The sequence below is a fragment of the Lentzea albida genome, assembly GCF_900111005.1.
Taxonomy (GTDB): Bacteria; Actinomycetota; Actinomycetes; order Mycobacteriales; family Pseudonocardiaceae; genus Lentzea; species Lentzea albida.
Genome location: NZ_FOFV01000014.1, coordinates 191,220 through 214,178, shown reverse-complemented (window position 1 = coordinate 214,178; position 22,959 = coordinate 191,220). Strand labels below are relative to the sequence as shown.

At 69.3% G+C, this 22,959-nt stretch carries 28 protein-coding genes; 10 read left to right on the top strand and 18 right to left on the bottom strand.

From position 1 onward, the window contains the following. Window positions 1–16 precede the first annotated feature (16 nt). From wecB to BMY74_RS30650, 3 genes are all read right to left on the bottom strand, one after another. Window positions 17–1,195 (bottom strand): non-hydrolyzing UDP-N-acetylglucosamine 2-epimerase, encoded by a 1,179-nt coding sequence (wecB, locus tag BMY74_RS30660; protein WP_089921966.1) that lies wholly within the window; start codon window positions 1,193–1,195, stop codon window positions 17–19. A 66-nt stretch (window positions 1,196–1,261) separates the two neighbouring features. Further along, window positions 1,262–1,456, bottom strand: a complete 195-nt coding sequence (locus BMY74_RS30655) for an LPXTG cell wall anchor domain-containing protein (RefSeq protein WP_089921965.1) — start codon at window positions 1,454–1,456, stop codon at window positions 1,262–1,264. A 16-nt stretch (window positions 1,457–1,472) separates the two neighbouring features. Continuing rightward, window positions 1,473–2,237, bottom strand: a complete 765-nt coding sequence (locus BMY74_RS30650) for a choice-of-anchor protein CoaP (RefSeq protein WP_089921964.1) — start codon at window positions 2,235–2,237, stop codon at window positions 1,473–1,475. Between the two features lie 296 nt (window positions 2,238–2,533). Here BMY74_RS30650 and xrtP point away from each other — a divergent pair, with 296 nt between their 5' ends. The 6 genes from xrtP to BMY74_RS30620 all read left to right on the top strand — a co-directional run bounded on the left by xrtP (window position 2,534) and on the right by BMY74_RS30620 (window position 8,832). Continuing rightward, window positions 2,534–3,052: an exosortase P gene (gene xrtP, locus BMY74_RS30645; RefSeq protein ID WP_245786443.1), complete on the top strand. Its 519-nt coding sequence runs from the start codon at window positions 2,534–2,536 to the stop codon at window positions 3,050–3,052. Further along, the gene (locus BMY74_RS30640; protein WP_483868412.1) at window positions 3,049–4,419 is read left to right on the top strand and encodes a glycosyltransferase family protein; all 1,371 of its coding nucleotides are present in this window, start codon (window positions 3,049–3,051) and stop codon (window positions 4,417–4,419) included. Before xrtP ends, BMY74_RS30640 begins: the two co-directional genes overlap by 4 nt. A 100-nt stretch (window positions 4,420–4,519) precedes the next feature. Beyond that, complete coding sequence (locus BMY74_RS30635; protein WP_245786442.1) at window positions 4,520–5,092, top strand: biotin transporter BioY; 573 nt, start codon at window positions 4,520–4,522, stop codon at window positions 5,090–5,092. A gap of 10 nt (window positions 5,093–5,102) precedes the next feature. Continuing rightward, entirely contained in the window at window positions 5,103–5,765 is a 663-nt protein-coding gene (locus BMY74_RS30630; RefSeq protein ID WP_143091762.1) for a nucleotidyltransferase domain-containing protein, read from the top strand. 22 nt (window positions 5,766–5,787) lie between these two features. Next, window positions 5,788–6,594, top strand: a complete 807-nt coding sequence (locus BMY74_RS30625) for a TIGR04222 domain-containing membrane protein (protein WP_177229998.1) — start codon at window positions 5,788–5,790, stop codon at window positions 6,592–6,594. Between the two features lie 234 nt (window positions 6,595–6,828). Next, on the top strand, window positions 6,829–8,832 hold the full coding sequence (locus tag BMY74_RS30620; RefSeq protein ID WP_483868411.1) for an ATP-dependent DNA helicase: 2,004 nt from the start codon (window positions 6,829–6,831) through the stop codon (window positions 8,830–8,832). On the opposite strand, the gene BMY74_RS30615 is transcribed toward BMY74_RS30620, so the two are convergent. From BMY74_RS30615 to ctaD, 8 genes are all read right to left on the bottom strand, one after another. Further along, window positions 8,801–9,397, bottom strand: a complete 597-nt coding sequence (locus BMY74_RS30615) for a VOC family protein (RefSeq protein WP_089921959.1) — start codon at window positions 9,395–9,397, stop codon at window positions 8,801–8,803. The two genes, BMY74_RS30620 and BMY74_RS30615, sit on opposite strands and share 32 nt — an antisense overlap. Window positions 9,398–9,445: 48 nt before the next feature. Continuing rightward, window positions 9,446–9,730 (bottom strand): hypothetical protein, encoded by a 285-nt coding sequence (locus tag BMY74_RS30610; RefSeq protein WP_089921958.1) that lies wholly within the window; start codon window positions 9,728–9,730, stop codon window positions 9,446–9,448. Beyond that, complete coding sequence (locus tag BMY74_RS30605; protein ID WP_089921957.1) at window positions 9,727–10,032, bottom strand: PadR family transcriptional regulator; 306 nt, start codon at window positions 10,030–10,032, stop codon at window positions 9,727–9,729. Before BMY74_RS30605 ends, BMY74_RS30610 begins: the two co-directional genes overlap by 4 nt. 10 nt (window positions 10,033–10,042) lie before the next feature. Next, window positions 10,043–10,612, bottom strand: a complete 570-nt coding sequence (locus BMY74_RS30600; RefSeq protein ID WP_089921956.1) for a VOC family protein — start codon at window positions 10,610–10,612, stop codon at window positions 10,043–10,045. 22 nt (window positions 10,613–10,634) lie between these two features. Further along, window positions 10,635–12,023 (bottom strand): phospholipase D-like domain-containing protein, encoded by a 1,389-nt coding sequence (locus tag BMY74_RS30595; protein ID WP_245786441.1) that lies wholly within the window; start codon window positions 12,021–12,023, stop codon window positions 10,635–10,637. A 30-nt stretch (window positions 12,024–12,053) separates the two neighbouring features. Further along, entirely contained in the window at window positions 12,054–12,731 is a 678-nt protein-coding gene (locus BMY74_RS30590; RefSeq protein ID WP_089922031.1) for a peptidyl-tRNA hydrolase, read from the bottom strand. Then, the gene (gene serB, locus BMY74_RS30585; RefSeq protein ID WP_089921955.1) at window positions 12,731–13,945 is read right to left on the bottom strand and encodes a phosphoserine phosphatase SerB; all 1,215 of its coding nucleotides are present in this window, start codon (window positions 13,943–13,945) and stop codon (window positions 12,731–12,733) included. Before serB ends, BMY74_RS30590 begins: the two co-directional genes overlap by 1 nt. A gap of 81 nt (window positions 13,946–14,026) precedes the next feature. Beyond that, on the bottom strand, window positions 14,027–15,817 hold the full coding sequence (gene ctaD / locus BMY74_RS30580; RefSeq protein WP_089921954.1) for an aa3-type cytochrome oxidase subunit I: 1,791 nt from the start codon (window positions 15,815–15,817) through the stop codon (window positions 14,027–14,029). A gap of 134 nt (window positions 15,818–15,951) precedes the next feature. On the opposite strand from ctaD, the gene BMY74_RS30575 reads away from it, so the two are divergent. Together BMY74_RS30575 and BMY74_RS30570 are read left to right on the top strand one after the other, a co-directional pair. Next, a complete protein-coding gene (locus BMY74_RS30575) occupies window positions 15,952–16,467 on the top strand; it encodes a DUF305 domain-containing protein (protein ID WP_218159791.1) in 516 nt (171 codons plus the stop codon). 91 nt (window positions 16,468–16,558) lie between these two features. After that, window positions 16,559–17,272, top strand: a complete 714-nt coding sequence (locus tag BMY74_RS30570) for a phosphotransferase family protein (protein ID WP_177229997.1) — start codon at window positions 16,559–16,561, stop codon at window positions 17,270–17,272. Here the strand turns inward: BMY74_RS30570 and BMY74_RS30565 are convergent. The 4 genes from BMY74_RS30565 to BMY74_RS45315 all read right to left on the bottom strand — a co-directional run bounded on the left by BMY74_RS30565 (window position 17,269) and on the right by BMY74_RS45315 (window position 19,964). Further along, window positions 17,269–17,976, bottom strand: coding sequence for an LPXTG cell wall anchor domain-containing protein (locus BMY74_RS30565; protein WP_177229996.1), 708 nt, complete (start codon window positions 17,974–17,976; stop codon window positions 17,269–17,271). The genes BMY74_RS30570 and BMY74_RS30565 overlap by 4 nt on opposite strands. 180 nt (window positions 17,977–18,156) lie before the next feature. Beyond that, the gene (locus BMY74_RS30560; RefSeq protein ID WP_089921950.1) at window positions 18,157–18,342 is read right to left on the bottom strand and encodes a hypothetical protein; all 186 of its coding nucleotides are present in this window, start codon (window positions 18,340–18,342) and stop codon (window positions 18,157–18,159) included. 22 nt (window positions 18,343–18,364) lie between these two features. After that, the gene (locus tag BMY74_RS30555) at window positions 18,365–19,621 is read right to left on the bottom strand and encodes an aKG-HExxH-type peptide beta-hydroxylase (RefSeq protein WP_089921949.1); all 1,257 of its coding nucleotides are present in this window, start codon (window positions 19,619–19,621) and stop codon (window positions 18,365–18,367) included. A 190-nt stretch (window positions 19,622–19,811) separates the two neighbouring features. Continuing rightward, complete coding sequence (locus tag BMY74_RS45315) at window positions 19,812–19,964, bottom strand: hypothetical protein (RefSeq protein WP_177229995.1); 153 nt, start codon at window positions 19,962–19,964, stop codon at window positions 19,812–19,814. 159 nt (window positions 19,965–20,123) lie between these two features. Between BMY74_RS45315 and BMY74_RS30550 the strand changes: the two genes are divergently transcribed. Continuing rightward, window positions 20,124–20,921 (top strand): FadR/GntR family transcriptional regulator, encoded by a 798-nt coding sequence (locus BMY74_RS30550; RefSeq protein WP_089921948.1) that lies wholly within the window; start codon window positions 20,124–20,126, stop codon window positions 20,919–20,921. A 100-nt stretch (window positions 20,922–21,021) separates the two neighbouring features. Further along, window positions 21,022–22,158 carry a hypothetical protein gene (locus BMY74_RS30545; protein WP_245786440.1) on the top strand — a complete coding sequence of 379 codons (1,137 nt, stop codon included), beginning with the start codon at window positions 21,022–21,024 and terminating at the stop codon, window positions 22,156–22,158. Window position 22,159: 1 nt separating this feature from the next. Here the strand turns inward: BMY74_RS30545 and BMY74_RS30540 are convergent, their stop codons facing one another. From BMY74_RS30540 to BMY74_RS45305, 3 genes are all read right to left on the bottom strand, one after another. Beyond that, a complete protein-coding gene (locus BMY74_RS30540) occupies window positions 22,160–22,417 on the bottom strand; it encodes a hypothetical protein (protein WP_143091760.1) in 258 nt (85 codons plus the stop codon). A gap of 105 nt (window positions 22,418–22,522) precedes the next feature. Then, the gene (locus BMY74_RS45310) at window positions 22,523–22,675 is read right to left on the bottom strand and encodes a hypothetical protein (protein WP_177229994.1); all 153 of its coding nucleotides are present in this window, start codon (window positions 22,673–22,675) and stop codon (window positions 22,523–22,525) included. Window positions 22,676–22,680: 5 nt separating this feature from the next. Beyond that, window positions 22,681–22,848, bottom strand: coding sequence for a hypothetical protein (locus BMY74_RS45305; protein WP_177229993.1), 168 nt, complete (start codon window positions 22,846–22,848; stop codon window positions 22,681–22,683). Window positions 22,849–22,959 lie beyond the last annotated feature (111 nt).

The following is a 22,959-nucleotide window of genomic DNA, read 5'->3' as shown; positions in this document are numbered from 1 at the left end:
TGACGATGATTCTTGGTCAGCGGGATCCCACGCCGACCAGCGTGGCGTACGGCTCCCGGCGCGGCAGGGCCGTGGGCAGACCCGCGAGCCTTTCCAGGGCGGAACACACCCTCACGGCGGCACGCCCGTCGCCGAACGGGTTGCGCCCCAGGGGAAGCCGCAGCCGGGAGCCGAGCACCCAGCCCGCCTCGGCGAGGATGCGGGTGGTGTCGGTGCCGACGAGCCAGGCGCACCCGGCGTCGACGGCGAGCATGCGTTCGGTCGTCTCGCGCAGCACCAGCACCGGCACGCCGAACGAGGGCGCCTCCTCCTGGATGCCGCCGGAGTCGGTCAGCACGAGGGCGGCGCGCTTGAGCACGCGCACGAGGTCCGGGTAGTCGAGCGGGTCGGTGATGACGACGCGCTCGTGGCCGCCGAGGTGCGACACGACCTGTTCGCGCACACCGGGGTTCGGGTGCGCGGGGATCAGCACGTGCAGGTCGGGGTGGCGGTCGGCGATGGCGCGCACGGCGTTGAGCACGCGCATGAGCGGGCGGCCCCACGACTCGCGCCGGTGCACGGTGACGAGCATCAGCCGGCCGCCGGTGACGTCCAGGCTGCGTTCCAGGGCCACGAGGTCGGGGCTGGACGCGGGCAGGCCGGCGGACGCGACGCGCTGCACGGCGTCCACGACGGTGTTGCCGGTGACGACGATGTGGCTGTCCGGCAGGCATTCCGAGTTGAGCGCGTTCGCGGCGTCGTCGGTCGGCGCGAGGTGCAGCGACGTGATGCGGGAGATCATCTGCCGGTTCCCCTCCTCGGGGAACGGGCCGTACAGGTCACCGGTGCGCAGACCGGCTTCCAGGTGTGCCACGGGGATTCCGCGCCAGTAGGAGGCGAGCGCCGCGGCCAGGGTCGTCGTGGTGTCACCCTGCACGAGGGTGACCGCGGGATCGCGCTCCTCCAGCACGGCGTCGAACTCGGGCAGCAGCCGGGAGACCAGTTCGGCCTGCGTACCGGTGCTGCGGGGCACGTCCAGCCGCACGTCCGGCACCAGGTCGAACGCGCCGAGCGCCTGCTCGACCATGCCGGAGTGCTGTCCGCTGTGGACGATCGTGGGGTGGAGGCCGGGGTGCCCCCGCAGTGCGATGGCGACCGGGGCGATCTTCAGTGCTTCCGGCCGCGTACCTGCGACCAGCAAAACCTCTTTGCTCACCGTTGTCCTCTCTCGGGGAGACCGGGAGGTCCGCCTGGGGCCGGGGGCAACCCCAGGCGGACCGGTTCAGCCGGCTCGATTCGGTCTGGTCTGGACGGGGACGGCCGCGCGGCGCTTCTGCCTCGTCAGGTGCAGGACCACCGCACCCGCGACGAGCAGGACGATTCCCGCGACGATCCACCACGTCACGTCCGCGCCGGTGACCGCGAGGGCACCCACTCCAGTGCCGACACCCACGCCGGTACCAGGGACCTTGTACATCCGCCGTTCTCCTAGGTCAGGCCGCGTTGAGCGACGCGCGGCGGCGCAGCGCCACGAAGGCGACCGGAGCGGCGACGACACCGAGCAGGCCGAGGCCGATCCACAGGCCCGCACCCGACGCCATCGGGATGGGCAGGCCGGCGGGACCGCACGTGGCCGACGAGATGATCACGTCGCCGGTGCCGATCGAGCCGAGCACGCCCTGCAGCAGCTTGATGTGAATCGCGTTCACCGTCAGGCTGCCGTCCTTGTTCTTCAGCTGCTCGTTGAAGATCACCTCGGCGATCTTGATCCCCGCGAGCTGCACGTCGAGCTTGGTGTTCGCAGCGGGATCGGCGTTGACCTGGCCGAGCTTGCCGAGGTTCACGCCCGCGAGCTTGGCCTTGCCCACCAGACCCTTCTGGGTCGCGGTGCACTCCGCCTCCACCAGCTCGGCGGAGATCTTCCCGGTGACCTTGGAGAGCAGGTCGAGCCGGACGTCCGCGGTGCTCGCCCGCGAGTACACACCGCCGGAGTTCTCGTCCCGCGACGCGGAGGCGTTGATGACACCGGTCTTCAGGATCCCGGTGAGGTCGACGCCTGCGAACGTGTTCTGCGTCGGGCCGTTCGCATCGGCCGCGGCGAAAGGCGCCGCGCTGACCGCGGGGCTGCCGAGCAGCGTCACGTCGAGCTTCGCACCGTAGGCCGAGGCGTCCCCCGGAGCGGCCGAAGCAGGGGCGGCACCGACCAGGAGTGCGGCAATCGCGACGACTCCAGCCAGTCCCGTCATTCGGACACGCATGAAACTCCTTCCCTTGATTCCTCCGGCCCCCAGGACGTGCCGATACCAATCTGGTTTCACGCTTTCCGGGGGCAATTACCGGCATCGGCTTTCTTTCGAGGGAACTGAGGGTTACTGCCCGTATCGGGCGACGCGACCACTCGTCTCGACCAATCGACGCCACTCATCGTGGGTTTTTTGATCAATTTCCGGTTACGGTGTCACCCGATCCGGGGGTGAGGGATGACGTTGCGTCTACCGATGGAACGTCAAGTAGCCCGTCTGGGCGCTCCCTCATCGGTGGAAAGGATCTTCGGGTGTCGCTTGCCCTGCGCCGCACCTCATTCCCGAGCCGGGTGACCGTGGTGGTCCTGCTGGCCGTCGCCGCGGGACTCGTCTTCGCACACCGCCTGTACCGCACGGCCGAGATCTCCCTGTCCGGCGCGGTCCTGACCGTGTTCAGCTCGTACGGCGTCGACGTCGTCGCCGAACGCCAGACCGTCTACTTCGGACTCGGCTCGGACACCCCGCTGGGCCTCCGCATGACGCCGGAGTGCACCTCGGCGTTCCTGGTGCTGCCGCTGATCGTGGTCGGCGCGGTGATGATCGCGCTGCGCCCGCGCATCCAGAACCGCGTGCTGGTCGCCCTGGCGGTCGCCGGGCTCGCCGTCGTGGTCGTCAACCAGTTCCGCGTGCTGACGCTGGTGGGCCTGGTGAACTGGCTGGGCGTCGACACCGGGTACTACTGGGGTCACACGCTGCTCGGCTCGATGGTGAGCGTGTTCGGTGGCGCGGCCGCGCTGGTCGCGTTCGTCTGGCTGGCCACGCGGAAGTGAGCCTCGACCTCGTCCTCGGGTTCACGCAGGCGCTCGCCCTGACGATGAGCGTGGCCTTCGTGACGTACGTGTTCGTGATCGTGGTCCCCTACCTGAAGCGCAAGCCCGCGCCCGTCGGGGAGCCCTCGTCGTTCGAATGGCACTTCTTCGTGCCGTGCCGCGACGAGGAGGCCGTCATCGGCGGCACGATCAGGTACCTGCGCGAGACGTTCCCCATCGCGCACGTGTGGGTCATCGACGACGACTCGGACGACCGCACCGCCGGCGTCGTGCGCACGTTGAAGCGCAACGGCGGCATCCGCGATCCGCAGATCCACCTCGTGCAGCGCCAACGGCCCTATGCCCGCACCGGCAAGGGCAACGCGCTGAACGACGCCTACCGCACGTTGAAGATGTGGATGGGCCGCCGGGCCGACGCCGACCGCGCCATCGTCGTCGTGGTCGACGCGGACGGCCGTCCCGCCGCGAACTGCCTGGAGGTCTGCGCGGCCACGCACCTCTTCGGCAACCCGCGGATCGGCGCCGTGCAGGTGGACGTGCGGATGATCAACGCCGGGGAGCGGCAGCCGGGCGTGACGCGGTGGCGGCGCGCGTTCGGTGCCGGCCTCGTGCGGATGCAGGACCTGGAGTTCCGCACGGCCATCGCGGCGATCCAGATGTCGCGCGGTGCGACGGGCACGATCTCCATGGGCGGCAACGGGCAGTTCACGCGTCTGTCCGCTTTGGACTCGATCGCGGGACCGACCGGATCGCCCTGGCGCGGCTCGTTGCTGGAGGACTTCGAGCTCGGCGTGCACCTGCTGACGGCGGGCTGGCACACGGGTTTCTCGTTGGACACGCACGTGAACCAGGAGGCGCTGTACTCGTTGCGCCGGTTCCTCGCGCAACGCACCCGTTGGGGGCAGGGAACCATGCAGTGCATGCGTTATCTGCGGCGCATCTGGGACTCCGACCACCTGACCACCCTCGGTGCGGCCGAGATGATGTACTACCTCGCCCAGCCGTGGATGCAGTTGCTCGGCACGCTCATCTACCCGATCCCGATGGCGATGATGGCCTACCGGTTCGTGGTGTCGCCTTCGGAAGTCGTCACGTGGTTCTTCGAGGGCGCGTGGATCCTCTTCACCGTGTACGGAGCGTTCGGGCTGTTGCCGTTCGTCCTGTGGGGGCCGGTGTACCGCGCGCGTTGCGTGGACGTCGGGTTCTGGAAGTCCATCGGGTACGGGTTCGGCTACGCGCTGTACATCTACACCTTCTACATCACGTCGTGGCGCGCGCTGATCCGTTTGGTGCGCGGGCACAACGGCTGGACGAAGACACGTCGCAACGAGGACCGGGTGGCGGGCAAGGTGGCTCTCGACGTGTGACGAGCGCGTGTGTGACCGGTCACTTTGTAGAGATCGAACAAAGACGTTCTCGAGTCTCCCTGGTTAACCTCGGTTCACTCGATTCCGCCTGGGAGGGAACGTGACTCTCGCACTCGCGCCTCGTCGCACCGTGCTCGCCGACTTCGTGCCGGGCGCACTGGCCCGCGACCTGACCCTGGTCGTCGCCGGTGCCGCCTTCACCGGCCTCGCCGCCCAGGTGGCGCTGCCGATCCCCGGCAGCCCGGTACCGCTGACCGGCCAGACGTTCGCCGCGCTGCTGGTCGGCGCGTCCCTGGGCTGGCAGCGCGGGGCGACCTCGATGCTGCTGTACCTGATCGCGGGCGTCGCGGGCGTGCCGTGGTTCCAGGGCGGGTCGTCGGGCGTCCCGGTGTCGCTCGGCTACGTCGTGGGCTTCGTGTTCGCCGGTGCCCTGGTCGGCTACCTGGCCGGACGCGGTGGCGACCGGACGCCGTTGCGGACGATCGGCACGATGGCGCTGGGCAACCTGGCCATCTACTCGGTCGGCGTGCCGTGGCTGATGGCCGCGGCGGGCCTGTCGTTCGGCAAGGCCCTGGCCGTCGGCGTGCTGCCGTTCCTGATCGGGGACGCGCTGAAGATCGCGCTGGCCGCGGGCCTGCTGCCGGGGGCCTGGGCGCTCGTCCGCCGCCGGTAGCTTGGACCAGGTGATCACGCCTGGGGAGTACTTGTCGTTCTTGGATGCGCGCCTGCCGGGCCTTGTGGCAGGCGCGCACGTTTATGGCTCCCGTGTTCTGGACGACGTGGTGCCCGACTCGGACCTCGACGTCGTGATCGAGCTGTCGTCCGCCGCCGAGGTGCCCGCGTTCGAGGGCGCCGACGTCGCCGTGGTCCTGGTGGGCTCGCTGGAGAAGCCGGTCTTCGACGTGACGCCGCTGGCCGGGGAGATCACCCCCGTGCTGTGGCAACAGCTGCGGACCGTCGGCCAGACCGTGCGCGGCGCACGGCCCACATGCCCCGGAACGGCCGCGGACGTCGAGGACTACTGCCGCACGAACCTCGTCAGCTACTGGAAGCTGGACTTCGACCGCTTGCGCGAGGTGCTCCCGTCCCTGGACCCGGCGGCGCCGATCCCGCGCGAGTCGCTGCTGTGGGTGGGCCTCGGCCCGGCGAGGCTGTGGCACACGATCCGCACGGGCGAGATCGTCAGCAAGTCCCGCGCCGGCGAACTGGCGGCGGCGAGGTGGCCCGACCTGCCGGTCCTGGACCTGGTCGCCTCCCGCCGGGGCGCGGACGTGCCGCTGACCGTCGCGCACGCCCAGGCCTCGCTCGAGCTGTTCGACCGGATCATGGCCGACGTAACGGCGTGAGGTCCGCGGCCGAGAAATCCGCGTGACGACGCATACCCACGAAGAGCTGGGCTGCCTCGCGGGCGGCCCGGCCCGCGCGGCGGAGGTCGCCCTGGCCCGCCTGATCCAGGCGGGCCTGGTGCGGGTCTCGCGCGAGGGCGTGCTGAGCGCCGTCCACGTGCCGGGCCAGGGCCCCGCCACCCCGTTGGAGGCGCAGATCCTGCGGGCCGTGCGCCACGGAAGGCTCCTGAACGACGTCGTCTACGGCGCGTACCGCTCACCCGAAGCGGAAGGCCTGCGCACCCACCTGGTGAACCGCCGCCTGCTGCGCCGCCGCCGCTCGTGGCGCCCGCGCCTGTACCCGTGGCTGTTCCTGGCAGCGCCGGTGCTGTTCGTCGCCGGAGTGCTGAGCGCCGTGGCACCACAGCTCCTGGTGGACTTCCTCGACTTCGGCCCGCCCTTCACCGAGTTCCCGTTCTGGTACTTCTTCGCGGGGGCGGTGGTGGCGATCGTCTGGGCCTCCGTGCTGCGCGCCCGCGACCCGGGCCGACTGCGCACGCGGGCCGGGTACCTGCTGGTGAAGCGTGCCCAGCGGCGGGTGACCTCGAAGGACCCGGTGGGTGCCGTCGCGGCACGGGGACTGCGCGGGCGGGCCGGCGGACTCGCGATCGCGGGGATGTTCGGGTTGTCCGCGCTCGCGCTCGGGATGCTGCCGGGGCGCGAGGCGACGTCCAGCAGCAGTTGCGGGGGCGGGTGCTCGTCGGACAGCGGCTGCGGGTCGAGCGACAGCGGTGGCAGCGGATGCGGCGGAGGAGGGTGCGGCGGTGGTTGCGGTGGAGGCGGCGACTGAGCCGCGGCCTCGCCGCCTCGGTCCGGTCGTCGCCGCCCGAGGCCCGAAACCCCGCAGCCCCGGGCCCCGCGGACCTCTCACGCGCCGCCCACCTGCCGCACCCACGAGCCCTCCGCCGCCTTCCTCCCGCCGCACCTGACCCGCGGCCGCCAACCCAGCCCCCGCAGCACCCCAACCACCACGACCCCAGCGGGTCTGACGGGACTGTCGGACCTGGCGGGTACGGTCTGTCCCGTGCCTGAAGTTCCCCCCACCCTGAGCCTGCTCGAAACCGCCGTCCACGCCGTCGGCGGCGCGGAGCGCCCTGGTCAGGTGGAGATGGCCGAGGCCGTCGACCACTCGATCCGCACGGGCGAGCACCTCGCGGTGCAGGCGGGCACCGGCACCGGCAAGTCGCTGGCGTACCTGGTGCCGTCCATCCGGCACGCGGTGGCCGAGGACGAGACGGTGGTGGTGAGCACGGCCACGATCGCGCTGCAGCGGCAGCTGGTCGACCGGGACCTGCCGCGGCTGTCGAAGGCCCTGAAGAAGGAGCTCGGGCGGGAGCCCACGTTCGCGATCCTCAAGGGCCGCAGGAACTACCTGTGCATGCACCGCGTGCACAACGGCGCGCCCGACGAGCCCGAGGACGACGCGCTGTTCGACCCGTTCGCCGTGTCCAAGCTCGGGCGCGAGGTGAAGCGGCTGCACGAGTGGTCGTCGGACACCGAGACCGGTGACCGTGACGAGCTGGTGCCGGGTGTGAGCGAGCAGGCGTGGCGGCAGGTCAGCGTCACGGCCCGCGAGTGCCTCGGCGTGAGCAAGTGCCCGATCGGGTCCGACTGCTTCGCGGAACGGGCTCGGGCCGAGGCCGGCAAGGCCGATGTGGTGGTCACGAACCACGCGATGCTCGCCATCGACGCGTTGGAGGGCTACCAGGTCCTGCCCGACCACGACGTGGTGGTGATCGACGAGGCGCACGACCTCGTCGACCGCGTCACGTCGGTGGCGACGGAGGAGCTGAGCGGCGCGAGCGTCTCCATGGCGGCGCGCCGGTGCGGCAGGCTGATCGACCAGGACATCGCCGACCGGCTGGCCGAGGCGAGCGACGGGCTCGCGATGATCCTCGAGGACATGCCGCCGGGCCGTCTCGACGCACTGCCGCGCGCTCTCGCGGGTGCGCTGGCCGCCACGCGCGACGCGGCGCACAACTGCGTGTCCGCGATGGGGCCCGAACGCAAGGAGGACCCGGACGGGGCGACGGCGCGCAAGCTCGCTCTCGCCCTGCTCGAAGAGGTCCACGACTGCGCGGTGCGGGTGCTGGAGGCGTTCGACGAGGAACACGACGTCGTGTGGATCTCCGGCGACTTCAACCAGAAGGCCCCGTCCATCCGGGTCGCGCCGCTCGGGGTGGGCGGGCTGCTCCGGGAACGGCTGTTCGCCAAGCGCACCACCGTGCTCACGTCCGCGACGCTCACGCTCGGCGGCGCCTTCGACGCGATGGCGCGCCAGTGGGGCCTGCCGCCGTCGGAGAAGGTCCGCAAGATCGAGGGCGCGGCGACCGAGAAGGACCTCGACGGTCCGAAGTGGACGGGCCTCGACGTCGGCTCGCCGTTCCAGCACGGCACGAGCGGAATCCTCTACGTGGCAAGACATCTGCCGCAGCCGGGGCGTGACGGCCTGCCCCAGGAGTACCTCGACGAGATCGAGGGTCTGGTGAACGCGGCGGGTGGTCGCGCGCTCGGGCTCTTCTCCTCGATGCGCGCAGCGAAGCAGGCCACGGAAGCGTTGCGGGACAAGCTCGACCACCCGATCCTGTGCCAGGGCGACGACGCGACGGGCCTGCTGGTCAAGAAGTTCGCCGAGGACGAGCGCTCGTGCCTGTTCGGCACCCTGTCGCTGTGGCAGGGCGTCGACGTGCCCGGCCCCAGCCTCCAGCTCGTGATCATGGACAGGATCCCGTTCCCCCGCCCGGACGACCCGCTGGCGTCGGCCCGGCAGAAGGCGGTGAGTTCCCGCGGCGGCAACGGTTTCCTCACCGTCGCCGCCACGCACGCCGCCCTGCTGATGGCCCAGGGCGCCGGCCGCCTGCTGCGGTCGATGTCGGACAAGGGCGTGGTGGCCGTCCTCGACCCGCGCATCGCCACCGCCCGTTACGGCGGTTTCATCAGGGCCTCGCTGCCCCCGTTCTGGACGACCTACGACCCCGAGGTCGTCCGCGCCGCCCTCAAGCGCCTGGACGCGGCCCAGACGAAGTGATCCGCTCGACCAGTTCGTCGCGGTAGGCCTGGACGTCCGGCAGCTCGGGCTCGTCACCGGACGCCTTCTTCAGCGCGCCTTCGAGGATCTTCAACGCCTGCCGCTCGTCCCCGCGCGCGTCGGCCTGCCGGGCGGCGTTCTCCATCGCGCGGGCCAGCGGGGTGCGCGCTTCGGGTTCCTGGGCCGCTTTGTTGATCCGGATCCAGTTGCCGGCCGGATCCACGACGGCGAACCCGGTGTACCGGTCGTTGCGCACCCGCGGCCGGGTCATCCGCGGGATGCCGGAGATCAGCACCTTCCCGTGCACCGCGCGCATCCCCGCCGCGAACGCCTCGAACAACGGCCCGGTGTCCTCGACGATGACGACGCACGTGCTGTGCGACTGCTCCGGGACGTGTCCCTCCATCCCGTAGAAGTGCAGGTTCAGGTCCTCACGCCGCAACGCGACGTACGGGTTCGGCTTCATCTGCCGGTAGGTGACCGAGAAGCCGAGCATCTCGTAGAAGGACGCCATTTCATCGATGTCGGCACACGGCAGAAGCGGGATAGTCAGTTCGTTGGCCATTGGCCGAAGCTAAGCCCGGTCCCGCCGAAACGACACCGAGCTATTTGCTCAAGCGAACAGCAGCACGACTCCACCCAGCAGCATCAACGCGGACACGACGGCGATCGCCACCACCCGCCCGCGCGACGTCCCGGCGTGCTTCAACGCGATTCCCAACGGTCCGACCACGACAGCTCCTCTCGACGGCATGACAACAGCGGCACGCACAGCCCCGAACGCCACCCGCAACGGCGACAGGCCGAGCTCACGCGCCCCGACCACATCCGCTTCCCACTGCTCGCGCCAACGCTCGTCCGGCGCCATGAGCCGCACCAACAACAACGCCGCTCTCACGTCGCCGTCCGAGGAACGAACCGAGGCGCCGGAGCAACCCGCGCCACGACCTTGCGCGCCTCTGCCGCCCCTTCGGCGGTCAGCCGGTACATCCGCCGGCGCGGCCCGCGCCGCTGCGCGTCGTCGTCCCACTCGGACGTCACCCACCCGGCCCGTTCCAGCCGGTCGAGCAACGGGTAGACGCTGCCCGACGGCCTGCCGGTGAGCTTGATGATCTCCAGACCCCAGCGCGGCTCGTCCGCGCCGAGCAGGACGGAGAGCACGTCGACGGTGGCCTTGCCGATGCGCTGCAGTGGCTCCACACCGCTAAGACTACCTATGTAGATTAAGCCGTTCAAGCAGCTCTTCGCGGAACTCCAGAGCCGACGCCCGCTCCTCCTCCGAGGCGTGCACCTCGCGCACCAACGCGCCTTCGAGGATCTTCAACGCCTGCCGCTCGGCCCCGTGCGACCCGGCCAGCGTCACCGCGCTGGTCAACGCCCTGGACAGCCCGTTCGTCCGCACGGACTCCCGCACCGCCGGCACCACCCGGATCCAGTTGCCGCCGGGGTCGACGAACAGGAACCCGTCGCGGCGCGGCCTGGTCATCCGCGGAATCCCCGTGAGCAGCACCTGCCCGTAGACGGCGCGCATGCCGGCGGCGAACGCCTCGTACAGCTCACGCGGGTCCTCGACCTGGATCAGGCACGAGCTGTACGACTGGTCCGCCTGGTAACCGGGGATGCCGAAGAAGTGGAGGTTGACCTCCTCCCGCCGCACCGACAGGTACGCGTTCGGCCGGTACTGCCGGTACGTGACCGTGAACCCGAGCATCACGTAGAACTCGGCCACCTCGTCGATGGAGGCGCACGGCAGCAGCGGGATCGTCACCTCGTTGGCCACCCGGCCACGCTAGCGCCGCAGGTCAGCCGTCGACCAGCAATCCGCGTAACGGTCCTTGCAATCTTCCGGCACGGCGGGACACACCGGGCAGCGACGTCACGCGGGCCGGGCGTTCCAGGGCCGGGCGCCACAGGGTGTCCACGACCTCGTGCACGGGACCGGAGACGTCACCACCGAGACCCTCCAGGTGCTCCGCCCAGAGCTTCAGCCGCGTCTCGCGCACGACCGAGGCGTCGTCGGTGACCACGTTGACCTCGGTGTCGTTGAACAGCGAGTGCTCGTTCAGGTTCGCCGAGCCGACCGACATCCACTTGTCGTCCACAATGGACAACTTGGCGTGGATGTAGACCGGGGCGTCCCCGTGCGAGACCAGGGTCGCGGCCAGAACGCGCTTGTCCGGGTCGGCGTCGAGCAGGCGGCCCAGCTGCCCGCGCGTGGTGTCGGCGCCGTTGCTGGGCTTCTGCGGCAACAACAGCACCATCCGGAAGTCCGGCGACGGCGGGTTGTGCAGCTTCTCCAAGAGCACCTCGGTGATCTCCGGCGACCACAGGAACTGGTTCTCCACGTACACGAACGACTCCGCCGCCCGCAGCGCCCGCAGGTACGAGTCGAGCAGGCTGAAGTCGCCGTGCGGTGCGAAGTCGTAGGTCTTCTCCGGGATCGTGCGGACCAGCTGCACCGACGAGGACCCGGCCTCCGGCGGCACCTCGGGTGAGGGCAGGGTCTCGCCCGCGATCTCGAGCCAGCGCGCCGCGAAGTGCGCGGCCACCTCCGCGACGACGGGCCCGCCGAGACGGGCGATGTGGTCGTGCCACCCGAGGTCGCGCGGCGGGTGCTCCGGCGAGTCGTGGCGGTCGCCCTCCACGGCGGTCATGTCGAGCCCGCCGACGAACGCCACGTCGTCGACGATCACGATCTTCTCGTGGTGGCAGTGCAGGGTCCGTTCCCGCGCGTCGAGCTCACAGCGGATCGCGCCGCTCTCCTGGAACTCCTTCTGCGCGGCGAGGGCCCGCTTCCGCGTCGGTTCGAAGAACGGCACGGGCGGACCGGCCCACAGCAGCACGCGCACCGGAATCCGCTCGGCCGCGGCCGACAGCAGCTCGCGCAACTGCGGCGCGCCCGGTTCGCGGGTCAGCCGGAAGTCGGGCGAGGCGTGCCAGTTGGCGATGTGCACGTACTTCTGCGCGCCCTCGATCGCCTTGGCGATGACGGGGAACGCGTTGGCGCCGTCGACCAGCACCTCGATGGAGTTGCCGTGCTGCACCGGCCGGCGCGGGGTGAACCACCCCGCGCCGTCGCCTTCGAGCACGTCGCCCCACCCCAGCCGCCGCAACCTGCGCGTGTGATGGGAGCACAGCATGTTCTCCAGCCCGTCGCCGAGCCGGGCGTCGAGAACGTCGAGTAAGCCCACGAGACGCGGATTTACCCGGTTCGCGCGCTTCTAAACCGCGAGCACCGTCGTCGTGCCCGGCTCGACCTCCGTGAAACCGGCGTCCCGCACCGCCACGACGTCCGCGCTGTGGACGAGCGAGTCCCATTCGGCGGCGGACGGGGTCCGCACGGCACAGCGGTAGTCGAGCGCCGCCCACGCCTTCAGCTCCGTTTCGGAGAGCCTGGGCGCGAGCAGCATCGACGCGTGCCCCACCTGGGCCGCGAGCTTGCCGGCCGACATCTCCACCCGCGGGTTCACGTACAGCAGCCGTGCGCCCTCGGGCACCTCGCCCGGTTCGTCGACGGGCAGGTCGGAGCCGGAGATCTGCAGCTTGGCGACCTCCCGCGGTGTCTCGGTGACCAGCACCGGCAGCAGCGAGCGGACCGACGCACCGTTCACGGTGATCGTCACGCCCGGCAGGGCCTGCACGGCCTCCCACTGCGCGCCGCGGGCGCGCCGCGCCACCTTGCGGATCCGCCCGGCCACCCAGGCCCGCACGGGTTCGTGCCACTCGCCCCCGACGTCGGCGCGCGGGTCGAGGCACACCGCGACCGCCGAAGCGGCCGCGGCCTCCAGCAGCGCCGTCCGCGACGGCGGGTCGACGCGTTCGATGCGCAGCACCATCGGCATCGCGCGGACTTCGGTCTCCTCGGCGTAGTTCCGGGAGGCGATCAGGTCGAGGATCATCACAGCCGGGTCAGCTCCAGGCCGTCGGCCGCGTCGGCGGCCTCCACCTCCGCGCGCGTGACGCCGAGGATGAACAGCACCGCGTCGAGGAACGGGTGCGACAGCGCCGTGTCGGCCACCTCGCGCAGCGCGGGCTTGGCGTTGAACGCGATGCCGAGGCCCGCCGCGTTGAGCATGTCGATGTCGTTCGCGCCGTCACCGACCGCCACGCACTGCGCCAGCGAGACGCCGACCTCGTCGGCGAACCGGCGCAGAGCCACCGCCTTGCCCGGCCGGTCGACGATGTCGCCGACGACCTTGCCGGTCAGCTTGCCGTCCACGACCTCCAGCGTGTTCGCGGCGCAGAAGTCGAGGTGGAGCTCGTCGGCGAGGCCCGTGATGACCTTCGTGAACCCGCCGGACACCACGCCGCAGAAGAAGCCGAGCCGCTTGAGCGTGCGGATGGTCGTGCGCGCGCCGGGCGTGAGCTCGAGCGACGCCCCGACCTCGTCCAGCACCTTCTCGTCGAGGCCCTCCAGCAGCGCGACCCGGCGCCGCAGCGACTCGGCGAAGTCGAGCTCCCCGCGCATCGCGGCCTCGGTGATCTCGCGCACCTGCTCCTCACACCCGACGTGCGCGGCGAGCATCTCGATCACCTCGCCCTGGATCAGCGTGGAGTCGACGTCGAACACGACCAGGCGCTTGGCGCGACGGGTCAGCCCGGCCCGTTCCACGGCGATGTCGAGCCCCACCCGCACCGACACCTCGGCGAGCGCGGACCGCAGCGCGCCGTCGTTCTCCATCGTGTCGTCCGCGACCGAAACGCGCAGCTCGAGACCCGTGACGGGGTAGTCGGCGACACCGCGGATGGCGTCGATGTTCACGCCCAGGGACGCGAGCCGGCGCGCGACCTCGGTGAACGCCTTGGCCGTCACCGGGCGGCCGAGCACGATCAGCACGTGCGACGACTCCAGGCGGGCCGTCCGCTTCGAGTCGGCGCCGATCTCGATCTCCACCTGCATGGAGACGGTCGCCATGGCCTGCTCGACCGCTTCCTGCAGACCCTCGGGGTCGTGTTCGGTCGACACCAGCGCGCCGAGCACCAGCCGGCCCCGGATCACGACCTGCTCCACGTCCAGCACCTCGACGCCGTGCCTGGTCAGCACCGCGAAGAGCACGGAGGAGACACCGGGCTTGTCGGGGCCGGTCACGGTGATGAGCACGGGCGTTTTCACGTCGTCGTCTCCTCGTAAGACGCGGCGAGCCCCGGCCGCGAGAAGCAGCCGGGGCTCGTCGTTGAACCTGTGAAGAGCAGGTTACTTGTCGTGCTCGGAATCGTCCTTCTCGGACGCCGTACCCGACTTGATCGCCGATGCAGCCATCTCCGACAGGGCCGGAGCCGCCTTCTCGTGCGGGATCGTCTTGCCGGTGAAGGTCACGTGGCCCTCGTTGCGGATCCGCTCGATCATGTGCGGGTAGTGCAGCTCGAACGCCGGGCGCTCCGAACGGATCCGGGGCAGCTCGGTGAAGTTGTGCCGCGGCGGCGGGGAGGACGTCGCCCACTCGAGCGAGTTGCCGTAGCCCCACGGGTCGTCCACCGTCACGACCTCACCGAAGCGGTAGCTCCGGAAGACGTTCCAGATGAACGGCAGCGTCGACGCGCCGAGGACGTAGGCGCCGATCGTCGAGATCATGTTGAGCGTGGTGAAGCCGTCGGACGCGAGGTAGTCGGCGTACCGGCGCGGCATGCCCTCGTTGCCCAGCCAGTGCTGGACGAGGAAGGTCGCGTGGAAACCGATGAACGTCGTCCAGAAGTGCAGCTTGCCGAGCGGCTCGTCCATGAAGCGACCGGTGATCTTCGGGAACCAGAAGTAGATACCCGCGAAGGTCGCGAACACGATCGTGCCGTACAGCACGTAGTGGAAGTGCGCGACGACGAAGTACGTGTCGGACACGTGGAAGTCGATCGCCGGGGCGGCCAGCAGGATGCCGGACAGACCACCGAAGAGGAACGTGACGATGAAGCCGATGCTGAACAGCATGGGCGTCTCGAACGTCAGCTGGCCCTTCCACATCGTGCCGATCCAGTTGAAGAACTTCACACCGGTCGGGACCGCGATGAGGAACGTCATGAAGGCGAAGAACGGCAGCAGCACGGCGCCGGTCGCGTACATGTGGTGCGCCCACACGGCGACGGACAGGGCCGCGATGCCGAGCGTCGCGTACACGAGGCCGTTGTAACCGAAGATCGGCTTGCGGCTGAACACCGGGAAGATCTCCGACACGATGCCGAAGAACGGCAAGGCGACGATGTAGACCTCCGGGTGGCCGAAGAACCAGAAGAGGTGCTGCCACAGGATCACGCCGCCGTTGGCGGGGTCGAACACGTGGGCGCCGAGGTGCCGGTCCGCCAGCAGGCCCAGCAGGGCCGCGGTCAGGATCGGGAACGCGAGCAGCACCAGCACCGACGTCACCAGGATGTTCCAGGTGAAGATCGGCATCCGGAACATCGTCATGCCGGGCGCGCGCAGGCAGACCACGGTGGTGATCATGTTGACCGCGCCGAGGATGGTGCCGAGACCACCGACCACCAGGCCGGAGATCCACAGGTCGGCACCCGCGCCGGGCGAGTGGATCGCGCTGCTCAGCGGCGTGTACGCGAACCAGCCGAAGTCCGCCGCACCACCGGGGGTGATGAAGCCCGCCATCACGATCAGGCCACCGAAGAGGTAGAGCCAGTACGAGAAGGCGTTCAGCCGCGGGAACGCGACGTCGGGCGAGCCGATCTGCAGCGGCAGGATGAAGTTCGCGAAACCGAAGACGATCGGGGTCGCGTACAGCAGCAGCATCACGGTGCCGTGCATCGTGAAGAGCTGGTTGTACTGCTCCTGGCTCAGGAACTGCATGCCAGGCCGGGCAAGCTCGGTTCGGATCAACATGGCCATCGCGCCGCCGACCATGAAGAAGGCGAACGAGGTGACCAGGTACATGATGCCGATTTGCTTGTGGTCCGTGGTGCGGAACATCCGCAGCAGGAAGGACCCCTTGACCGCAGTGCGCGTCGGATAAGGACGCGTTGCGATCGGCTGCGGGGCTACGGCCGTCACGGTGCCTCCAGGCCTTGGTGGGACCAGTTCGTTCGGGAAACTCCACGGATATTAGACGGAGCCGATCAGCTCCGTTCGGGTGGCCCATGGCCGGTGGCCAGCGGCGTAGCGCACGTCACACGTATCCTGCCGCCGTGCTCCGATTGCTCGCTGTCGCTTCTGTCCTGGTGCTGGCCGCCTGTGGCACCCCCGCCACGCACAACTCCGCGGACGTCGCGTTCGCCCAGGGGATGGTGCCGCACCACGAGCAGGCGCTGGAGATGTCCGGCCTGGTCGCGTCCCGCACGGAGAACCCGCGCGTGATCGACCTGGCCAAGCGCATCGCCGACGCCCAGAAGCCCGAGATCGACCGCATGAACGGCTGGCTCCGCACGTGGAACGCCCCGGTCCAGGCGTCCTCGCACACCTCGCACGGCCACACCGAGTCGCACGGCATGGTCGACCTCGGCAACCTCGCCGACCTGGACGACGCCGAGTTCGACCGCCAGTGGCTCTCGCTGATGATCCAGCACCACCGCGGCGCCGTGGAGATGGCGCAGAAGCACCTCTCGGCCGGTACCGACCCCGAGACCCGCAAGCTGGCGCAGGACGTCGTCGCGCACCAGGAGAAGGAGATCGCCGAAATGCAGTCGCTCCTCCCCCAGGGCTGATGCCAGCCTTCATGGCGTGAGTGCATCTGCTGCTGTAAGCGCTGCCGTCTCGTTGGCCGCGTCGCACGGCGTGAGGTGTGACGATCCCGACGTGCTCAAGCACGGCAGCAACCTGCTCGTGCACCTGCGCCCGGCCGCGGTGGTGGCGCGCATCGCCGCCCGCACGGCCCTGATCAGGCCTTCCGTGGCTTCGCACTTCGCCCGCGACCTGTCCGTGTCGGCGTTCCTGGACTCCCGCGGCGTGCCGGTCGTGACACCTTCTGCGGAGCTGCCCGCCGGGCCTCATGTACGCGATGGCTTCGTGATGTCGTTCAGCACGTACGTCCCGCACGAGCGCGGCGTACGGCTGCCCCACGACGACGTTCTGAAGCTCCTGCCGGATCTGCACGCCGAACTTCGGCACTACGAGGGGCCGCTACCCACGCGGGGACCGCTGGACGACGTCGACAACGTCCTGACCTACCTCGACGGCCGAGGCGCGCCGGACCTGGACAGGTTCCGCGCGTGGCGCGACACGCTGCTCGCCCGCTGGCCCGAGCACCACAACGACGTCCAGCCCCTGCACGGCGACGCGCACCCCGGGAACCTGCTGCTCACGCCCTCAGGACCGGTCTGGAACGACTTCGAGGACGCCTGGCTGGGCCCGGTCGCCTGGGACCTGGCATGCCTGTCGAAAGACGAAGGAGCCGCCCGGCACGCCGTGGAGGTCTACGGCGGCGGAGCGGCTCCTTCGGACGTGGCGTTCCACGCGGAGACACGAACCATGTTCGGCGCGCTGTGGGCCGTGTTCGTGGAGTGGTCCTAGGCGCGACGCCTGCGCAGCACGAGCACGACAGCGGCACCGGCGGCCACGAGCGCGGCACCGAGACCGAGCAGCCACGCGGACCCGAACCCGGTCGACGCCAGGCCGCCCTCGTCGGCGACGGGCACGAATGCCTGGGTCGTGGTCGTGGTGGACGCGCCCTCACCAGAGGTGGTGGTCGTGGTCGTCGCGGTGGTGCTCGTGGTGGAGCTGGGGGACGACGAGTGCGTCACGGTCGACGTCGAGGTCGACGTCGCGGTGGTCGTGGTGGTCGTCGTGGTCGTGGTGTCCTTGATGCCGCAGCCGTACCAGTGGCTGATCTGCGGGACCTTCCCGCCGTTGTTGAGCGGTGACCGCAGGTCCAGCCACGGCAGTGCCCCACCGAGCTTGCCGGCGAGGTAGACGTTGTACGCGTTCCCGCCCTTCACGACGATGCCCGTGACCTTGACGCCGGCGGGCACACCCGTGATGTCCAGGTACTGGCCGTCACCGCCCGTGGACGTGAACTGGCCGGGAGCGATCGGGGTGCCCGTCAGTCCGCCGACCGTGCAGGCGTCCTTGTGGTTGATGTCGACGTTGCCGCTGTAGGCCGTCGCGCGCGAGTCGTCAGTGGTCGGCTGCGCGACCGCGGTGGCGGTCAGGGCCAGCATGGCCACGGCGAAGGCGGCGGAAGCCAGGCAGGCTCGTCTCAGGGGCGTCTGACGCATCGGGTTGCTCCATGAGGTCGGCGGAATGCGGCGATCTAAGTCCATCGACGACACCCGTTCGGCTCAGTTACGGCGGGCACTCCCCCTTGTGGCCCAGTCGTTACCACTCCGTGAGGTCCTACTCCCGAACCCCCACATGCCGAAGGGGGCCTGCAAAAGGCCCCCTTCAACGCACGAAGCTCAGCCCTGCTGGCCCTCGGCGGGCTTCACGTAGACCGTTCCCCCGGTCGGCATACGCCTGAACCACTGAACGGGGGTGACCGGCTGGCCGATCACCGGACCCACCACCGGCGCGGGGTGGGCAACAGGCATGCCGGCGTTCTGCGGGAACTGCGGCAGGCGTGGAAGCTGGTTCGGGGAGGTCATTGTTCCTTCTCGGGAGGCGTATTTAATGTGCTTCGGGCGACCCGACGATCGAACTGTCAACAAGAGAACCGAGAGCCGATCTCAGCCGCTCAGCCGCAGCGGAGTAGTCGACCTGCCAATCCTCGGCAGCCCGGGCGAGCATCCACCCGAACGATTTTGTTGCTTTATCGATACGCCATTGGTCCAGAGCCCAGCTCGCGTCGTCGTCGAGCCAGAACAGCTGAGGCGGTTGTGCTGCCCTGCCCACCACCACTCGTCCTGACGCAGCGCGCTTGTAACGCACGTCCGGGAGCAGGTGAAAGTGGAGGTCTTCTGAATCCTCAGTGGACAGTGTGACACCGCCCGCCGATGACTGCGCGGCAACCCCGGTGCCGGCCTCCGCCGTGTCGCCCGCGAGGGCACGCAGGAGCCAGCGCGCGTCCGCACGCAGGTCGCTCTCGTGGTCGAGCAACCACTCGACGATCTCGTCGGCCCGTTCTCGTGCTTTTTCCAGCAAGGAATCCGAACCAGCTTGTTCGGACCCAATTGACTGGTTGAACTGCGCAAGGCAGCTGTAGGCGTGCCACGCCGCGAACGTCTGTTCCAGTGGCCATCGAGCGTGCGACCACGAATTCTCGAAATAATCCGCGTCCTCGGCGTGCAAGTCAAGAAAATCTCTTGCGATCGCGAGGTCGAAGAACTTTTCGTGCGCACCTTCGTGCACCAGCGCTTCGGCGACTTCCATCGGCAGCACGGGTTCGTCGATCAGCACGATGCCGGGCACGTACCGCGACGACGCCGACACCAGCCCGCCAGAGGTCTCGCGCTTCAGCACCGCGAGCATCGAGACGTGGGCGAGCAGGTCCTCCGCCATGTCCGGCGCGAACTTCCACAGCAGCCGGACACCTTCTTCCACCACGTGCAGAGCGCTCTCGAACCGTTCGCCGTCGGCTTCGGTCAACGGCTCCGGCCGCACACCGGGCGGAGCGACGATGCGCAGCGGCGCCTCGATCACCTCAACTGCGGCCGGGTCTGACACGACGGGCACGCCGGCATCGCGCACGCTCATCGACGCGACTCGGGTCAGCACCGCGGGGTCGAGATCGCCGTGACCGGCGAGCGCCCTGCCGATCTCGTATCGGACGATCGGGTGATCCGCGAGGTTGTCGGACAACCCGGTTCCCGGCGCGAACATCTCCGCCGCGAGGCGGTAGAGCGTGCGTCTCTCATCCACCAGAGCGGGCGCAGGAACCAGCGCCGCATGCAGCGCATGCGTGCTCGTGGTGGGCGAACCCGTCATCGAACGACCCCGTATTCACGTCCCCCGACGCCAACGAGTCATGGCCGCACCTCCGTGCGGCCATGATGGCGCGCAGCGTAGAGCACACAGCGGAATCCGCAACCCATAGGTGTCCCCCACTAACAGTGGTGCCCCGGACACGTCCTGTGGGAGACGCGTCCGGGGCACGTTTTTCAGGTTGGTCTGCTCATCAGCCGAACATGATGCTGGTGACGTTCACGAAGCCGACGACGGCCAGCGCGATGACCGAGACGGCGATCATGGTGAGCACGGTGCGCCAGCCGATCGCGGTGACGGCGACGGCGACGACTCCTGCGATTCCGAGTGCACTCCCTGCGGACATCTCGTTCCCCTCCCGACTAGGCGAGCACGTGCTCCTGGGTGTGGGCGGCCCCAGGCGTGTCGCCATGGTCTTAGGGTCCCTCGTTGTAGGTTGTCTGTCAACGGTCGACTGGTTGCCAGACAAGTTGCAACCAGGAGGCAACAGGCCTAAGCTGGACCAATGCCCGCCGACGACGTCCATCTCGGCGAGAGCTGGTCGCTCTCGCCCGATTCGCGACGGCCTCTTCCGGAACTCATCGAGCACAAGCTCCGCGAGCTGATCATCGGCGGCACCTTCAAGGCAGGTGATCGCCTGCCCACCGAGCCCGTCCTGGCGGACAAGCTGAACGTCGCGCGGTCCTCCCTGCGCACCGCCCTGCAGAGGCTGCAGCTGCAGGGCATCGTCGAGGTCCGCCGCGGTCTGGGCTGGTACGTCCGCCGCACCGACCTCGCCGACGTCGACCAGAACCTCGAGGGCAGGCTCGCCGCGAAGCAGTTCTCCCACACCGACCTCCTGGAAGTGCGGATCGCACTGGAGACCACGGCGGCGAGTCTCGCCGCCGTGCGCGCGGACGCCGGTGAGCTCGACGAACTCGCCAAGCTGAACCTCCGCTACCAGCGCGCTTCCGTCGACGACGTGCAGGAGGTGATCGAGTCGGACGAGGAGTTCCACTCGACGCTGATCCGCGCGAGCCACAACGAGCTGCTGGAGAACATGTACCAGGCGCTCGTGCCGGGTCTGCAGGACTGCAAGCGGCACGCACACCCGTCGCGCGAGGTGCACAGCCGTTCCGCAGGTGAGCACGAGCAGGTCGTCTGGTTCCTCCGCCGGCACGACGAGGTCGGCGCGAAGAGCGCGATGACGAGGCATCTGCTCGGTCTCTACAACGACATCGTCGAGGAGGACGGGACGCCGAAGGCCACGCACAGCACCTATGTAGGGGTGTCAGACAACCCCATCTGGGGCACCTCGCGCTGACGCGTCGCTGATACGGCACGGGCCGAAAGGGTCTGGCGCTGATCGCCCTCCACTCCCACCATGTATGGACAACCGGGTGGAGTGAGGGGGCGGCGACCAGGTGACGGCGGCGCGCAGGGAAAGACGAGCGCTGGCCGTCGCGTTCCTCCTGGTGCTCGTGGCTGCCGCCGACCTGACCGCGGTGCTGTTGTGGCAACCGACCTCGCGAAGCCTGCTGCACGACGTGCTGGTGGTGGTGTGGCCGTTGCCTGCGCTGGCGGGTTTCCTGCTCGGTTCCTACGAACTCTTCCTGCACAAGCGCCTCGTCAGCGAGATCGGCCGCATCTCCGGCCCCGGCATCGTCGAGCACCTGTTGCCGAGCGAGGTGCTCAGGACGTTCCTGTCGAGGATCTACGGCACCGGCCAGCAGAACGACGACGTGGTGTCCGGGGTGCTGGGCGGCAGTGGCATGCGCCCCAAGGGTGACGACCTGACGATCAGCACCCGCACCACGGTCCGCTTGACGCTGCAGGGCGTCGACACCAAGACCTACCACCTGACCACGACGCAGAGGCACCAGTTCCGGCACAGCGTGCCCGTCGACCGGTTCGTCATCTTCGCCACCAGCAACGCCACCCTGCGCGACACGATCAGCGCCGCGTGCCGCTTCCCCCTCTTCGAGCTCTACTTCATGCCGGACGCCTCGCTGTTCCTCGACTCGGTCGACGACATCCGCGAGTCGACCAAGATCACCATCGACTACCTCGACCACGACGGCCAGAGCCGCTCGGCCGAGCCCAGCCAGATCCCGCCGGTGGAGGTCCGCTTCGACCAGTGGTCGAACTACCTGACGTTCTTCCGCGAGGCGATGGCACCACTGCCGAAACTCAGCCCCGTCGACCACATGAGCGACCTGCGCATCCTGGAATGCGACCTGAGCGGCATCGCCGACGACCACGTGGTGCGCGCGATCCTCGGCCTGACCGTGTCGTCACGTTCGCTGCAGCGCACCAACGACGGCTTCGCGTACTGGCAGTCACCCTATCCGTCCTATGTGGACACGATCAGTTTCGACGCGACCGAGCTCGCGGTCGACCACTCCCCCGGTCACGAGTTCCGGATCATGCCGTTCACGTTCCGGTCCGGGACGGAGGCCGCGCAGTGGTTGCGAGCCGACCAGCTCGGAGACCTGGACGTGCGGTCGTGGATGCTGCCGGGGCACGGGGTCGCGCTGCTGTGGCGGGAACAGCGCCGCTGACTCACCAGATCGCGATCGCTCCCTGCCCCTGCACGACCCAGCGGTCGAGTCTCAGCGAGAGGTAGCCGTCCTCGGCGTCGAGCACCAGCGAGTCGACGCTTCCGAGGAACACCTGGACGTAAGCCTTCCCTCGCTGGTCCCGGACGATCTCCCGCACGTCCATGGTGAGCGTCCTGACGAACATGGGGCGGTCGGCGTACCACCACAGGCAGTACTCGTCGACGTCGCCGGACCAGCGCAACTGGCATCGGACGCGCACGAACTCCTCTTCCAGCGAACCGCGTTGGCCGGCGGTCCAGCGCGGTCCTGACCAGCTCTTCGGGCGGCGTGGTGTCGAGCACGAGCTTCCGGACGGCAGGCGCCGTCACGACGCCCGTCGCGTCCAGCTCGCGGTCGATCCCGCGCAACAGCTCGGCTTGGGGCGCACGGCGGACACGACGATCCGCGGTACCGGTGTGTTGACCACTGCGATCGTCGCGAGCAGCCCACCGAAGTAGACCAGCGCGCGGGACCGCATGGAACTCAGTCGGCAGGCCGCACGTAGACGGTGCCGCCGCCCGTCGGCATGCGCAGGAACCAGTCGACGCCTCGCACCGGCTTGTCCTTCGCCGGCGACTTGAGCGGCCAGCACGAGGCCGGGGCGTCCTTGGGGACCGGGGTCGGTACGGGCTTGAGCGGGTCGGTGGCCATCGTGGTCTCCCCTCGCGGATGGCGGAAAAGCCTACCGGCGGCGTGGCTGACGAGCGCCTGCCGAGCGGGTGAGGCTCGTTTGCAAACGGACGCAAGAAATTGCGTACACTT

Coding starts and splice junctions, on each gene's coding strand:
- BMY74_RS30655 (WP_089921965.1), bottom strand. CDS start 1,456: ATGTACAAGGTCCCTGGTACCGGCGTGGGTGTCGGCACTGGAGTGGGT.
- BMY74_RS30650 (WP_089921964.1), bottom strand. CDS start 2,237: ATGCGTGTCCGAATGACGGGACTGGCTGGAGTCGTCGCGATTGCCGCA.
- BMY74_RS30615 (WP_089921959.1), bottom strand. CDS start 9,397: ATGGCCAACGAACTGACTATCCCGCTTCTGCCGTGTGCCGACATCGAT.
- BMY74_RS30590 (WP_089922031.1), bottom strand. CDS start 12,731: ATGATCCTCGACCTGATCGCCTCCCGGAACTACGCCGAGGAGACCGAA.
- BMY74_RS30565 (WP_177229996.1), bottom strand. CDS start 17,976: ATGCGTCAGACGCCCCTGAGACGAGCCTGCCTGGCTTCCGCCGCCTTC.
- BMY74_RS30560 (WP_089921950.1), bottom strand. CDS start 18,342: ATGACCTCCCCGAACCAGCTTCCACGCCTGCCGCAGTTCCCGCAGAAC.
- BMY74_RS30555 (WP_089921949.1), bottom strand. CDS start 19,621: ATGACGGGTTCGCCCACCACGAGCACGCATGCGCTGCATGCGGCGCTG.
- BMY74_RS45315 (WP_177229995.1), bottom strand. CDS start 19,964: ATGTCCGCAGGGAGTGCACTCGGAATCGCAGGAGTCGTCGCCGTCGCC.
- BMY74_RS30550 (WP_089921948.1), top strand. CDS start 20,124: ATGCCCGCCGACGACGTCCATCTCGGCGAGAGCTGGTCGCTCTCGCCC.
- BMY74_RS45310 (WP_177229994.1), bottom strand. CDS start 22,675: ATGCGGTCCCGCGCGCTGGTCTACTTCGGTGGGCTGCTCGCGACGATC.
- BMY74_RS45305 (WP_177229993.1), bottom strand. CDS start 22,848: ATGGCCACCGACCCGCTCAAGCCCGTACCGACCCCGGTCCCCAAGGAC.